Here is a 14,626-nt window from a genome sequence, read left to right on the forward strand (position 1 = left end):
CACTTTATTGCGCTGCGATTCATGAGATACTAGCTGTACATGCCTTTTTCAGGAGCAAACCGGTGGCAAAATCAGTACCCGCAATTTTTCTCGATCGTGATGGCACTATTAATGTGGATCACGGTTATGTCCACGAGATTGATGAGTTCGAGTTTATCGAGGGCGTTATCGATGCCATGCGCCAGCTGAAAGAGATGGGCTATGCGCTGGTGGTCGTGACCAACCAGTCCGGCATCGCACGTGGAAAATTCACCGAGGCGCAATTCGAGACACTGACGGAATGGATGGACTGGTCGCTGGCTGACCGCGGTGTTGAACTTGATGGCATTTACTATTGCCCGCACCACCCGCAGGGAACTGTAGAAGAGTTTCGCCAGACGTGTGATTGCCGCAAGCCGCATCCGGGAATGTTTATCTCTGCGCAGGAATTCCTGCATATCGATATGGCTGCTTCTTATATGGTGGGCGATAAACTGGAAGATATGCAGGCAGCAACCGCCGCAGGTGTGGGGACTAAAATACTTGTGCGCACCGGCAAACCTGTGACGCCTGAAGCAGAGAGTGCCGCGGATTGGGTGATTAATAGCCTGGCAGAGCTGCCAAAAGAGATTAAAAAGCACCAAAAATAGCCTTTTTGGTGAAAAGGTGAGCGGTCGAAATAAAAATGCATATTTCCGCTTGTCATTCCTCGGCGGCACCCTATAATGCGCCTCCATCGACACGGCGGATGTGAATCACTTCACAGTTAACCCGGTCGGTTGAAGAGAAAAAATCCTGAACTTCAGGGTTGACTCTGAAAGAGGAAAGCGTAATATACGCCACCTCGCGACGGTGAGCTGTAAGCCGCGTCGCAACTGCTCTTTAACAATTTATCAGACAATCTGTGTGGGCACTCAAAGTGACATGGATTCTTAATGTCTTCGGACAAAAAATGAATACCAAGTCTCTGAGTGAACATACGTAATTCATTACGAAGTTTAATTCACGAGCATCAAACTTAAATTGAAGAGTTTGATCATGGCTCAGATTGAACGCTGGCGGCAGGCCTAACACATGCAAGTCGAACGGTAGCACAGAGAGCTTGCTCTCGGGTGACGAGTGGCGGACGGGTGAGTAATGTCTGGGAAACTGCCTGATGGAGGGGGATAACTACTGGAAACGGTAGCTAATACCGCATAACGTCGCAAGACCAAAGAGGGGGACCTTCGGGCCTCTTGCCATCAGATGTGCCCAGATGGGATTAGCTAGTAGGTGGGGTAACGGCTCACCTAGGCGACGATCCCTAGCTGGTCTGAGAGGATGACCAGCCACACTGGAACTGAGACACGGTCCAGACTCCTACGGGAGGCAGCAGTGGGGAATATTGCACAATGGGCGCAAGCCTGATGCAGCCATGCCGCGTGTATGAAGAAGGCCTTCGGGTTGTAAAGTACTTTCAGCGGGGAGGAAGGTGTTGTGGTTAATAACCGCAGCAATTGACGTTACCCGCAGAAGAAGCACCGGCTAACTCCGTGCCAGCAGCCGCGGTAATACGGAGGGTGCAAGCGTTAATCGGAATTACTGGGCGTAAAGCGCACGCAGGCGGTCTGTCAAGTCGGATGTGAAATCCCCGGGCTCAACCTGGGAACTGCATTCGAAACTGGCAGGCTAGAGTCTTGTAGAGGGGGGTAGAATTCCAGGTGTAGCGGTGAAATGCGTAGAGATCTGGAGGAATACCGGTGGCGAAGGCGGCCCCCTGGACAAAGACTGACGCTCAGGTGCGAAAGCGTGGGGAGCAAACAGGATTAGATACCCTGGTAGTCCACGCCGTAAACGATGTCGACTTGGAGGTTGTGCCCTTGAGGCGTGGCTTCCGGAGCTAACGCGTTAAGTCGACCGCCTGGGGAGTACGGCCGCAAGGTTAAAACTCAAATGAATTGACGGGGGCCCGCACAAGCGGTGGAGCATGTGGTTTAATTCGATGCAACGCGAAGAACCTTACCTACTCTTGACATCCAGAGAACTTAGCAGAGATGCTTTGGTGCCTTCGGGAACTCTGAGACAGGTGCTGCATGGCTGTCGTCAGCTCGTGTTGTGAAATGTTGGGTTAAGTCCCGCAACGAGCGCAACCCTTATCCTTTGTTGCCAGCGGTCCGGCCGGGAACTCAAAGGAGACTGCCAGTGATAAACTGGAGGAAGGTGGGGATGACGTCAAGTCATCATGGCCCTTACGAGTAGGGCTACACACGTGCTACAATGGCGCATACAAAGAGAAGCGAACTCGCGAGAGCAAGCGGACCTCATAAAGTGCGTCGTAGTCCGGATTGGAGTCTGCAACTCGACTCCATGAAGTCGGAATCGCTAGTAATCGTAGATCAGAATGCTACGGTGAATACGTTCCCGGGCCTTGTACACACCGCCCGTCACACCATGGGAGTGGGTTGCAAAAGAAGTAGGTAGCTTAACCTTCGGGAGGGCGCTTACCACTTTGTGATTCATGACTGGGGTGAAGTCGTAACAAGGTAACCGTAGGGGAACCTGCGGTTGGATCACCTCCTTACCTTAAAGAACCTGCCTTTGTAGTGTCCACACAGATTGTCTGATGAAAAACAGCAGTAAAAAACCTCTACAGGCTTGTAGCTCAGGTGGTTAGAGCGCACCCCTGATAAGGGTGAGGTCGGTGGTTCAAGTCCACTCAGGCCTACCAAATCTGTCATGCAGATTTGAAGAGGTTGGTCATACGATGGGGCTATAGCTCAGCTGGGAGAGCGCCTGCTTTGCACGCAGGAGGTCTGCGGTTCGATCCCGCATAGCTCCACCATCTTTTACTGCGAAAACAAGAAAACTTCAGAGTGAACCTGAAAAGGTGCACTGCGAAGTTTTGCTCTTTAAAAATCTGGATCAAGCTGAAAATTGAAACGACACACATGTTATGTGTGTTCGAGTCTCTCAAATTTTCGCAAGTCGATGGTGAATCGAAAGAAACATCTTCGGGTTGTGAGGTTAAGCGACTAAGCGTACACGGTGGATGCCCTGGCAGTCAGAGGCGATGAAGGACGTGCTAATCTGCGAAAAGCGCCGGCGAGGTGATATGAACCTTTGACCCGGCGATGTCCGAATGGGGAAACCCAGTGTGATTCGTCACACTATCGTTAACTGAATACATAGGTTAACGAGGCGAACCGGGGGAACTGAAACATCTAAGTACCCCGAGGAAAAGAAATCAACCGAGATTCCCCCAGTAGCGGCGAGCGAACGGGGAGCAGCCCAGAGTCTGAATCAGCTTGTGTGTTAGTGGAAGCGTCTGGAAAGTCGCACGGTACAGGGTGACAGTCCCGTACACGAAAGCACACAGGCTGTGAACTCGAAGAGTAGGGCGGGACACGTGGTATCCTGTCTGAATATGGGGGGACCATCCTCCAAGGCTAAATACTCCTGACTGACCGATAGTGAACCAGTACCGTGAGGGAAAGGCGAAAAGAACCCCGGCGAGGGGAGTGAAAAAGAACCTGAAACCGTGTACGTACAAGCAGTGGGAGCCTCTTTTATGGGGTGACTGCGTACCTTTTGTATAATGGGTCAGCGACTTATATTCTGTAGCAAGGTTAACCGTATAGGGGAGCCGAAGGGAAACCGAGTCTTAACTGGGCGTTAAGTTGCAGGGTATAGACCCGAAACCCGGTGATCTAGCCATGGGCAGGTTGAAGGTTGGGTAACACTAACTGGAGGACCGAACCGACTAATGTTGAAAAATTAGCGGATGACTTGTGGCTGGGGGTGAAAGGCCAATCAAACCGGGAGATAGCTGGTTCTCCCCGAAAGCTATTTAGGTAGCGCCTCGTGAATTCATCTTCGGGGGTAGAGCACTGTTTCGGCTAGGGGGCCATCCCGGCTTACCAACCCGATGCAAACTACGAATACCGAAGAATGTTATCACGGGAGACACACGGCGGGTGCTAACGTCCGTCGTGAAGAGGGAAACAACCCAGACCGCCAGCTAAGGTCCCAAAGTCATGGTTAAGTGGGAAACGATGTGGGAAGGCACAGACAGCCAGGATGTTGGCTTAGAAGCAGCCATCATTTAAAGAAAGCGTAATAGCTCACTGGTCGAGTCGGCCTGCGCGGAAGATGTAACGGGGCTAAACCATGCACCGAAGCTGCGGCAGCGACACTATGTGTTGTTGGGTAGGGGAGCGTTCTGTAAGCCGTTGAAGGTGTCCTGTGAGGGGTGCTGGAGGTATCAGAAGTGCGAATGCTGACATAAGTAACGATAAAGCGGGTGAAAAGCCCGCTCGCCGGAAGACCAAGGGTTCCTGTCCAACGTTAATCGGGGCAGGGTGAGTCGACCCCTAAGGCGAGGCCGAAAGGCGTAGTCGATGGGAAACAGGTTAATATTCCTGTACTTGGTGTTACTGCGAAGGGGGGACGGAGAAGGCTATGTTAGCCGGGCGACGGTTGTCCCGGTTTAAGCATGTAGGCGGAGGTTCCAGGTAAATCCGGTTCCTTGTTAACGCTGAGGTGTGATGACGAGGCACTACGGTGCTGAAGTAACAAATGCCCTGCTTCCAGGAAAAGCCTCTAAGCATCAGGTAACATCAAATCGTACCCCAAACCGACACAGGTGGTCAGGTAGAGAATACCAAGGCGCTTGAGAGAACTCGGGTGAAGGAACTAGGCAAAATGGTGCCGTAACTTCGGGAGAAGGCACGCTGATATGTAGGTGAAGCCCCTGCGGGTGGAGCTGAAATCAGTCGAAGATACCAGCTGGCTGCAACTGTTTATTAAAAACACAGCACTGTGCAAACACGAAAGTGGACGTATACGGTGTGACGCCTGCCCGGTGCCGGAAGGTTAATTGATGGGGTTAGCGGCAACGCGAAGCTCTTGATCGAAGCCCCGGTAAACGGCGGCCGTAACTATAACGGTCCTAAGGTAGCGAAATTCCTTGTCGGGTAAGTTCCGACCTGCACGAATGGCGTAATGATGGCCAGGCTGTCTCCACCCGAGACTCAGTGAAATTGAACTCGCTGTGAAGATGCAGTGTACCCGCGGCAAGACGGAAAGACCCCGTGAACCTTTACTATAGCTTGACACTGAACACTGGTCCTTGATGTGTAGGATAGGTGGGAGGCTTTGAAGCGTGGACGCCAGTCTGCGTGGAGCCAACCTTGAAATACCACCCTTTAATGGCTGGTGTTCTAACGTAGACCCGTGATCCGGGTTGCGGACAGTGTCTGGTGGGTAGTTTGACTGGGGCGGTCTCCTCCCAAAGAGTAACGGAGGAGCACGAAGGTTAGCTAATCCTGGTCGGACATCAGGAGGTTAGTGCAATGGCATAAGCTAGCTTGACTGCGAGAGTGACGGCTCGAGCAGGTGCGAAAGCAGGTCATAGTGATCCGGTGGTTCTGAATGGAAGGGCCATCGCTCAACGGATAAAAGGTACTCCGGGGATAACAGGCTGATACCGCCCAAGAGTTCATATCGACGGCGGTGTTTGGCACCTCGATGTCGGCTCATCACATCCTGGGGCTGAAGTAGGTCCCAAGGGTATGGCTGTTCGCCATTTAAAGTGGTACGCGAGCTGGGTTTAGAACGTCGTGAGACAGTTCGGTCCCTATCTGCCGTGGGCGCTGGAGAATTGAGGGGGGCTGCTCCTAGTACGAGAGGACCGGAGTGGACGCATCACTGGTGTTCGGGTTGTCATGCCAATGGCACTGCCCGGTAGCTAAATGCGGAAGAGATAAGTGCTGAAAGCATCTAAGCACGAAACTTGCCCCGAGATGAGTTCTCCCTGAGACTTTAAGTCTCCTGAAGGAACGTTGAAGACTACGACGTTGATAGGTCGGGTGTGTAAGCGCAGCGATGCGTTGAGCTAACCGATACTAATGAACCGTGAGGCTTAACCTTACAACGCCGAAGATGTTTTGGCGGTGAGAGACGATTTTCAGCTGATACAGATTACAGAATTTGCCTGGCGGCTTTAGCGCGGTGGTCCCACCTGACCCCATGCCGAACTCAGAAGTGAAACGCCGTAGCGCCGATGGTAGTGTGGGGTCTCCCCATGCGAGAGTAGGGAACTGCCAGGCATCAAATTACGTAGTAAGCCGGTGCATAAATCCGGTGGTTACAGCAGTCTTCGGTGGAGCGGTAGTTCAGTCGGTTAGAATACCTGCCTGTCACGCAGGGGGTCGCGGGTTCGAGTCCCGTCCGTTCCGCCACTTATTAAAAGCCCTGAGTTAACGCTCAGGGCTTTTTTCATATCTGTCGTATCATTATTGCCAAATCAGCAAAAATCCTCTGCGTTAAACGCTCTTTTTCTACATAACGGCAGCAGCGATAATCCTCCTCAGTTAACAATCATTATGAATAACGAGGATTACATGACTATCCCTGCACTGGGTCTGGGCACTTTCCGCCTGAAAGACGACGTTGTTATCGCATCTGTTAAAACTGCACTTGAGCTTGGCTATCGCGCAATTGATACGGCGCAGATTTATGATAACGAAGCTGCCGTTGGTCAGGCTATCGAAGAGAGCGGCGTAGCGCGCAGCGAGCTTTTCATCACCACCAAAATCTGGACTGAAAACCTCAGCAAAGACAAATTGATCCCCAGCCTGAAAGAGAGCCTGGAAAAACTGCGTACCGACTATGTGGATCTGACGTTGATCCACTGGCCATCACCGAACGATGCCGTGTCAGTCGAGGAATTCATGCAGGCATTGCTTGAAGCGAAAGAGCAGGGCTTAACGCGTGAAATAGGTATTTCTAATTTCACCATCCCGCTGATGGAAAAAGCCATTGCCGCCGTGGGGGCAGAAAACATTGCAACCAATCAGATTGAACTCTCTCCCTACCTGCAAAACCGCAAAGTCGTGGACTGGGCAAAACAGCACGGCATCCACATCACCTCATATATGACCCTGGCCTACGGTAAAGCACTGAAAGATGACGTGATTAATCGTATCGCAGAGAAACATAGCGCAACGGCTGCACAGGTGATTCTGGCATGGGCGATGGGTGAAGGTTACGCCGTGATCCCCTCTTCAACCCGACGTGAAAACCTGGCCAGCAACCTGTTAGCGAGGGATCTCCAGCTGGACGCCGAAGACAAAAAAGCGATCGCTGCCCTGGAATGCAACGATCGTCTGGTCAGCCCTGAAGGTCTGGCACCTGACTGGGATTAATATTGACCCTTTCCTCTGTAACCTGAAACCCTCACACAGCTCCCCCGGGAGCTGTTTTTATATGTTCGCTCAGGAAATCGATAAAGGCGCGTATGCGCGTACTTACCGCTCTGTCACTGTAATAAACTGCACTAAAAGGCATCTCCACAGGCAGACGTTTATCTGCCATCAGCTCTACAAGCTCACCGCGTGCAATTTCTTTATCAATCATATAGTCCGACAAACAGGCGATCCCATTCCCTTCGAGGCAAAGCTGCTTCAGCGTTTCTCCACTGTTGGACGATAACCCACTGGTGATTTCATGCAGTTGACCATCATGACAGGCCACAGGCCAGGTGTTCAGCGATACGGGCTCCGTGAAGCCCAGGCACAGGTGCTGCTTCAGTTCTTCAACCGTCTCTGGTTTGCCATGCTCTGCGATGTATTGCGGTGACGCGACTATCTTGCGGTAGCTGGCAAAAAGAGGGCGGGCCCGCAAGCTCGAGTCGGTCAGGGTGCCGGCCCGGATCGCCACATCCACTTTTCGCTCAATGAGATTGATAAACGTCTCTGAGGAAACTAACGAGAGCGTCATCTCCGGATAGCGTTCGCGGAAAGGCTTGATCAGCGGCATCAGAAAATGAAGAACAACCGGTGTTGCCGCATCAATGCGCAGCAATCCGCGCGGCGTACTACGGGTTTCCATAATCTCTGTTTCTGCCGCCGCCATCTCCTGCAGGACGGACTGCACACGGCGGAAATAACGCTCGCCTTCCTCCGTCAGGCTTAGCTGACGCGTCGTTCGGTTGAGAAGACTGACGCCGAGCTTCATCTCCAGTTTTTTCACCGAGCGGCTGATGGCTGAATTAGCCTGCCCCAACTGCTCGGCCGCACGGCTAAAACTGCCGCTTTCGACGACGGCGACAAAAATTGTCAGCTCTTCCGACGTTGCTTTCATTGTTGCACCACCTGCAAAATTCTATTGATATTTTGACTATTTTTGTTATTTAAGCACTGGCGCATACTGCCTGTCATCTTAATCCTGATGATATGGAGTTATTTATGCCACTGGCGCTACTTGCCCTGACGATCAGTGCCTTTGCAATTGGCACGACCGAATTTGTTATCGTAGGACTGGTGCCTACGATAGCTAACCAGCTTTCAATCTCGCTGCCTTCTGCCGGCCTGTTGGTTTCTATCTATGCGCTCGGGGTTGCCATCGGCGCCCCCGTCCTGACCGCGTTGACGGGACGTTTCCCGCGTAAGCCGCTGTTGATTGCGTTGATGGTGTTATTCACCGCTGGCAATATTCTGGCCTGGCAGGCGCCGGACTACGCCACGCTGGTGATTGCCCGGTTGCTGACCGGTCTTGCTCACGGTGTGTTCTTCTCCATTGGTTCAACTATTGCAACCAGCCTGGTACCAAAAGAGAAAGCAGCATCCGCCATCGCGATTATGTTCGGTGGTCTGACTGTAGCTCTTGTCACCGGTGTACCGTTAGGAACGTTTATCGGGCAGCACTTTGGCTGGCGCGAAACCTTCCTTGCCGTCTCTTTACTGGGGGTGATTGCCCTGGTTGCCAGCCTGCTGTTGGTACCGTCGACTATTGCAGGACGTGCGAGTGCCAGCCTGAGCGATCAGCTGAAGGTACTCACGCATCCGCGTTTGCTGATCATCTACGCCGTCACAGCGCTCGGTTATGGGGGGGTATTCACGGCTTTCACCTTCCTGGCTCCGATGATGCAGGACCTGGCAGGCTTCTCACCCAGTGCAGTGAGCTGGATTTTGCTGGGGTATGGTATCTCCGTCGCCATCGGTAATATCTGGGGAGGGAAGCTTGCGGACAAACATGGTGCAGTGCCGGCCCTGAAGTTTATCTTCGTAGCACTGGTTGTTCTGCTGATGATTTTCCAGTTCACGGCATCGATGCAATACGCCGCGCTGATAACGGTACTGGTGATGGGGATCTTCGCCTTTGGTAACGTGCCAGGCCTGCAGGTTTACGTGGTACAAAAAGCCGAACTTTATACACCCAACGCGGTAGATGTCGCATCGGGCCTGAATATTGCCGCGTTCAATATTGGGATTGCGCTGGGTTCCATCATTGGTGGGCAAACCGTTGAACATTTCGGATTAACCCAAACGCCATGGATTGGTGCGGTGATTGTTCTGGTCGCTTTCCTGCTGATTAGTCTGAGTGGGCGCCTTGATAAACCCGCTCGTGTAGTGCTGGGATAACATCAGTAAGTGCTTGCTTACAAAACTGGAAAGCGGTTTATCTGAAATTGCGTTGAAAGTGTAACCTAAAGTCCCTATAACATTAGAACCAGTCCGTTTTCCGGGCTGGTTCATGTTACAGAGGCCGTTTCCAAAAGTGCGAAAAAATACCTATGCCATGCGTTATGTTGCCGGAATGCCCGCGGAGAGGATCTTGCCTCCGGGGTCGTTTGCGAGCATAAGTCAGGCATTACCTGCCGGGACACCCTTAAGCAGCGATGAAAAAATCCGGGTGCTGGTGTGGAACATCTTTAAACAACAGCGCGCTGAGTGGTTATCGGTACTCAAGAATTTTGGGAAAGACGCCCATCTGGTGCTGTTGCAGGAGGCGCAAACCACCCCCGAGCTGGTAAGGTTTGCTACGACTCACTACCTTGCTGCTGACCAGGTTCCCGCGTTTGTCTTGCCGCAACATCCTTCTGGCGTGATGACCCTCTCTTCGGCTCATCCGGTCTATTGCTGCCCGCTGCGCGAGCGCGAGCCGATTCTGCGTCTGGCGAAATCGGCGCTGGTAACGGTCTACCCGCTGCCGGACACGCGCATGCTGATGGTTGTGAATATCCACGCGGTCAACTTCAGCCTGGGCGTGGATGTGTATAGTAAGCAGTTACTTCCGATCGGTGACCAGATCGCCCATCACAGCGGGCCCATCATTATGGCCGGGGATTTTAATGCCTGGAGCCGTCCGCGCATGAATGCGCTGTATCGCTTTGCACGCGAAATGTCGCTGCGTGAAGTTCGTTTTAGCGATGACCAGCGCAAGAAAGCGTTTGGCCGTCCTCTCGATTTTGTCTTCTATCGTGGTCTGAACGTTCACGACGCCTCTGTTCTGGTGACGCGTGCCTCCGATCACAATCCTCTACTCGTTGAATTCAGTCCCGGCAAACCTGATAAATAATGGTATGTCAGGTCTGCCGTGGGGCAGGCCATTCGGGTGCTGCCCTTTATTTTTAACAACAAAAGGACAGTACGATGACAACAACACACTCCCATCATGACAACGTAGAAAAACAGTTTGGCTCCCAGGCAAATGCTTATCTGAGCAGTGCCGTGCACGCGTCTGGCCGTGATCTGGTCCGTCTCGGTGAACGCCTGGCGGCAGTGCCGCACGCGCACGTCCTGGACTTAGGCTGTGGTGCCGGGCATGCCAGCTTCACGGCAGCACAACAGGTGGCGCAGGTCACGGCCTATGATTTATCCAGTCAGATGCTGGAGGTGGTTGCAGAGGCCGCAAAAGCCAAAGGGCTGAACAACATCACGACGCGTCAGGGCTATGCCGAATCCTTACCCTTTGAAGATGCCTCATTTGAAGTTGTTATCAGCCGTTATTCTGCCCATCACTGGCATGATGTCGGCCAGGCATTACGTGAAGTTAAACGCGTTCTGAAGCCGGGCGGGGTCTTTATCATTATGGATGTGATGTCGCCGGGACATCCGGTGCGTAATATCTGGCTGCAGACGGTTGAAGCGCTGCGCGACACCTCGCATGTGCAAAACTACTCCAGCGGGGAGTGGTTAGCGCTGATTACTGAAGCGGGGCTGATCACACGTGCATTGATAACGGACCGCTTGCCGCTGGAGTTCAGCTCGTGGATTGCCCGTATGCGCACGCCGGAAGCGTTAAGCCAGGCCATTCGGTTGTATCAGGATAGTGCGTCAGCGGAAGTGAAGGCGTACTTTGAATTGCAGGATGATGGATCATTTACCAGCGATACCATCATGGCTGAAGCGCAAAAAGCAGCGTAAAGAAAAAAGGCACCGAGGGGAATCGGTGCCTTTTTATCGTTAGGTCGTGTCATCAGGAGTCTGGCGTGGCGCTGTTTTTCACAAACAACGTTAGCTGGTCGCCTGGTTTCAGATTGTCAGTATCATTGTTCCAGCGCATCACATCCTTGATATTTACGCCGTGTCGTTTTGCGATACTGGACAGTGAATCACCTTTACGCACACGATAGGTAATGCTATCGCTGTTGCTGGCGAGACGCTGTGCACTGTTACCTGCACCCACCGTCAGAGTCTGACCCACTTTCAGGCCTGAGCTGCGCAGATTATTCCACTGCTGCAAGTCGTTTGCCGTCACGCCAAGACGTGAGGCAATGCCCGAAAGCGTATCACCTGACCGAACCTTATAGCTGCGGCTGTTCACGGATGATGCATCCGCGATCAGTGTTGACTGAACAGCGGCAATTTCACCCGATGCTAAAGACTCACGTAACTGCTCAGCATGTTTCTGCGGAACCATTACATACTGCGGACCACTGGCCCCCAGCGTTGAGCCTTTAACGCCAGCATTAAAGGTTTTCAGTTTACTTACCGACATACCCGTCATATCAGCAACCTGTTGAATATCAACCGGATTGCTGAGGCGAACGCGCGCCAGTGCACGACTTTCGTCTGGTGTTGGCAGTTGTACACCGTAACGCTTGCTGTTCTTGAGAATATCGCTCAATGCCAGCATTTTCGGTACGTAAATCTTCGTTTCCTGTGGCAGTGAGAGCGACCAAAAATCGGTGGATTTACCCCGTGCTTTATTCGCTTTCATTGCCTTCAGTACACGACCTTCGCCACTGTTATACGCTGCGACCGTTAACAGCCAGTCGCCGTCGAACATCTTATTAAGACGTTCCATCATGTCGAGAGCGGCTGTCGTTGAAGCGACAACATCACGACGCGCATCATAGTTGCGGGTCTGTTTCAAACCATAGTTTCGCCCGGTGCTCGGAATGATCTGCCAAATGCCTGCGGCATTGGCGCCAGACGTCGCGTGTGGGTCAAAAGCGCTCTCCACTATGGGTAGGAGTACCAGCTCCATCGGCATGTTACGTTTCTTAACTTGCCCGGCTATCCAGTACATATACGGCTCTGCCCGTAAAGTTACATCGTGGAGATAGCTCTTATTTCTTAAATACTTTTGCTTCTGTTCGCGAATCCGGTTGTTTTCCGGAATTCCCATCTTTAGCTCGTCGCCAATAGAGGTCCACAAGTCTTCATCCTGTGCGAAAGACGTCCCATCGTCCATCCATCGCGCTGAACTTGTAAACTTCCCTGCTTCCCCTTGACCAGCTGCAGAAAGGCTCTGTGCGTGCTGTTGTACGTTGCTGCCGTTCTGCGACTGGCAACCTACAAGCAGGACAGAGGCGAGTAATATCGCTTTTGCCTTCATGTGTGTGTCAATAGTTGCTTAAAAGACGAGCGATGATAACGGCGAAATTTTGAAAAGGCAACCCGCAATTATCTGAAGTTATCTTTCTTTGACCTTAACCATGCAAATCGTTGTTCTGGTTGTGACAAATTTGTTTCTTTGTTAATTTCATCAATTAAATCAATATCATCTGTTCGTAAAAATAAATTAGTTTTACGCTCATTTTTCAGAATTACGGGGAGTGTTTTTTGGTTTTTTGCACGTAACTCCTTCACTTTGTGATAATAATCTTGAATCGCCCGATCGTCTGGCAAGATGCTCGCCGCAAACTTCATATTTCCTAATGTATACTCATGTGCGCAACAAATAAGGGTATCGTCAGGTAATGCGCTAATCTTCTGTAATGACTGGTACATCTGGGCTGTGGTGCCCTCAAAAAGCCTTCCGCAGCCTCCGGAGAACAGCGTGTCGCCGCAAAAAAGATAAGGTTTACTGTAGTAACAAAGATGTCCCAAAGTGTGACCTGGTGTGGCAAATACAGAAAACTCCCACTCGCGTATGAGGATATTTTCACCTTCTTCGACTACCTGAGTTGTTCCCTTATCTTGTGTCTCTGCCGGTCCGTAAACCACCAGATGCGGGAATTGGGCACGAAGGTCAGCAACGCCGCCGGTGTGATCGTTATGATGATGGGTCAGAAGGATGGCCTCTGGTTGCCAGCCGTTCTCTTTTATCGCGTCTGATACAGGAGCCGATTCTCCAGGATCGACAATGACGCAACGACGCTCGTCATCGACTAAAACCCAGATGTAATTGTCCTGAAAGGCGGGAATACTGATAAGATTCATAAATTACCTCTTATAGCGTGGTGGGTGTGTTGATGAAACCGGCAAGGATACCTCAGATTGTCCCGGCACCTGAACGTTGGGCCGAATTGCCCTGGGGTGAATACTATCGCGAGAACCTGGAACAGCAGCTTAAACCCTGGCTCGCGAAAATGTATGGTTTTCACTTGCTTAAGATTGGCAATCTCAGCGCGGAAATCAATACCGAAAGCTGCGCTATCTCACATCAGGTTAATGTCTCTCTTGGCGCATCACCGGTTCAGGTGAAAGCGGATCCTTTGCATCTGCCGTTTGCGGAAAAGTCCGTTGATGCCTGCCTGCTGGCACACACGTTGCCCTGGTGCAGCGATCCTCATCGCCTGCTGCGCGAGGCCGATCGCGTCCTGATTGATGATGGCTGGCTGATACTCAGCGGGTTCAATCCGCTGAGTCTGATGGGGCTGCGCAAGCTGGTTCCGGTGCTTCGCCGGACACCGCCGTATAACAGCAGGATGTTCACGATGATGCGCCAGCTTGACTGGCTTTCACTGCTGAATTTTGAGGTGCTCTGCTCGGGCGGTTTTCAGGTACTTCCCTGGGCGCGGCAGGGGGGCGTTGTTCTGAGCACCCATCTGCCGGCATTAGGCTGCATGCAGTTTATTGTCGCGCGTAAGCGGACCATCCCCCTTACGCTTAATCCGATGAAGCAGAGTAAATCAAAATCGCCCATTCGCCAGACCGTGGGCGCCACGCGGCAGTACAGAAAACCCTGATCAGGATTCGGGCTGATAGCCTGTGTCTTCATGGGCGGGGTTTGATGCCGCTGCCCGTGCCAGTTCGTCACAACGTTCGTTTTCGGGGTGGCCTGCGTGACCTTTAACCCATTCCCATTTAATCTCGTGCTGGCCCAGCGCAGCATCAAGACGTTTCCAGAGATCGACGTTTTTGACCGGCTTTTTATCTGCCGTCTTCCAGCCGCGTTTTTTCCAGTTGTGGATCCACTGGGTGATCCCCTGGCGTACGTACTGGCTGTCAGTGCTCAACACCACATCGCAGTGTTCTTTTAGCGCTTCCAGCGCCACAATGGCGGCCATCAACTCCATGCGGTTGTTGGTGGTCAGAAAATAGCCTTCGCTAAAAGTTTTTTCATGCTCGCGATAGCGCATAATCGCGCCATAACCGCCAGGCCCTGGGTTGCCAAGGCAAGATCCATCGGTGAAAATTTCTACCTGTTTACGCAT

General features: G+C 52.1%; 10 protein-coding genes, 3 tRNA genes and 3 rRNA genes. 12 read left to right on the plus strand and 4 right to left on the minus strand.

Annotation, left to right across the window (positions count from 1 at the left end; translation table 11 throughout):
* Positions 1–62: 62 nt before the first annotated feature.
* The 8 genes from gmhB (at position 63) to dkgB (ending at position 7,163) form a co-directional block, all read left to right on the plus strand.
* On the plus strand, positions 63–629 hold the full coding sequence (gene gmhB / locus HV242_RS04065) for a D-glycero-beta-D-manno-heptose 1,7-bisphosphate 7-phosphatase (RefSeq protein ID WP_014168732.1): 567 nt from the start codon (positions 63–65) through the stop codon (positions 627–629).
* A gap of 370 nt (positions 630–999) precedes the next feature.
* A 16S ribosomal RNA gene (locus HV242_RS04070) occupies positions 1,000–2,539 on the plus strand.
* 70 nt (positions 2,540–2,609) lie between these two features.
* Positions 2,610–2,686 (plus strand) — tRNA-Ile (locus tag HV242_RS04075).
* Between the two features lie 38 nt (positions 2,687–2,724).
* A tRNA-Ala gene (locus HV242_RS04080) sits at positions 2,725–2,800 on the plus strand.
* A gap of 180 nt (positions 2,801–2,980) precedes the next feature.
* A 23S ribosomal RNA gene (locus HV242_RS04085) occupies positions 2,981–5,886 on the plus strand.
* 63 nt (positions 5,887–5,949) lie between these two features.
* Positions 5,950–6,065 (plus strand): 5S ribosomal RNA (gene rrf / locus HV242_RS04090).
* Together the 16S, 23S and 5S rRNA genes with 3 tRNA genes alongside form the textbook arrangement of a ribosomal RNA operon.
* A 55-nt stretch (positions 6,066–6,120) precedes the next feature.
* Positions 6,121–6,197 (plus strand) — tRNA-Asp (locus tag HV242_RS04095).
* Positions 6,198–6,359: 162 nt separating this feature from the next.
* Positions 6,360–7,163, plus strand: coding sequence for a 2,5-didehydrogluconate reductase DkgB (gene dkgB / locus HV242_RS04100; RefSeq protein ID WP_041162925.1), 804 nt, complete (start codon positions 6,360–6,362; stop codon positions 7,161–7,163).
* Between the two features lie 31 nt (positions 7,164–7,194).
* Here the strand turns inward: dkgB and yafC are convergent, their stop codons facing one another.
* Positions 7,195–8,100, minus strand: coding sequence for a DNA-binding transcriptional regulator YafC (gene yafC, locus HV242_RS04105; RefSeq protein WP_014168734.1), 906 nt, complete (start codon positions 8,098–8,100; stop codon positions 7,195–7,197).
* A 104-nt stretch (positions 8,101–8,204) separates the two neighbouring features.
* Here yafC and HV242_RS04110 point away from each other — a divergent pair, with 104 nt between their 5' ends.
* The 3 genes from HV242_RS04110 (at position 8,205) to HV242_RS04120 (ending at position 11,165) form a co-directional block, all read left to right on the plus strand.
* A complete protein-coding gene (locus HV242_RS04110) occupies positions 8,205–9,380 on the plus strand; it encodes an MFS transporter (protein ID WP_041162436.1) in 1,176 nt (391 codons plus the stop codon).
* Positions 9,381–9,516: 136 nt separating this feature from the next.
* On the plus strand, positions 9,517–10,317 hold the full coding sequence (locus HV242_RS04115) for an endonuclease/exonuclease/phosphatase family protein (protein WP_025205128.1): 801 nt from the start codon (positions 9,517–9,519) through the stop codon (positions 10,315–10,317).
* Positions 10,318–10,391: 74 nt separating this feature from the next.
* Positions 10,392–11,165, plus strand: coding sequence for a class I SAM-dependent methyltransferase (locus tag HV242_RS04120; protein WP_047955072.1), 774 nt, complete (start codon positions 10,392–10,394; stop codon positions 11,163–11,165).
* A gap of 52 nt (positions 11,166–11,217) precedes the next feature.
* On the opposite strand, the gene mltD is transcribed toward HV242_RS04120, so the two are convergent.
* Both mltD and gloB read right to left on the minus strand, forming a co-directional pair.
* A complete protein-coding gene (gene mltD / locus HV242_RS04125) occupies positions 11,218–12,582 on the minus strand; it encodes a murein transglycosylase D (protein WP_014168738.1) in 1,365 nt (454 codons plus the stop codon).
* Between the two features lie 68 nt (positions 12,583–12,650).
* A complete protein-coding gene (gene gloB, locus HV242_RS04130; protein WP_050737785.1) occupies positions 12,651–13,409 on the minus strand; it encodes a hydroxyacylglutathione hydrolase in 759 nt (252 codons plus the stop codon).
* Positions 13,410–13,441: 32 nt separating this feature from the next.
* On the opposite strand from gloB, the gene HV242_RS04135 reads away from it, so the two are divergent.
* Complete coding sequence (locus HV242_RS04135) at positions 13,442–14,158, plus strand: class I SAM-dependent methyltransferase (protein ID WP_020882800.1); 717 nt, start codon at positions 13,442–13,444, stop codon at positions 14,156–14,158.
* Here the strand turns inward: HV242_RS04135 and rnhA are convergent, their stop codons facing one another.
* Positions 14,159–14,626, minus strand: coding sequence for a ribonuclease HI (gene rnhA, locus HV242_RS04140; RefSeq protein ID WP_014168741.1), 468 nt, complete (start codon positions 14,624–14,626; stop codon positions 14,159–14,161).

This window comes from Enterobacter sp. RHBSTW-00593 (genome assembly GCF_013784105.1).
In the GTDB taxonomy this organism is placed as follows: Bacteria; Pseudomonadota; Gammaproteobacteria; order Enterobacterales; family Enterobacteriaceae; genus Enterobacter; species Enterobacter ludwigii.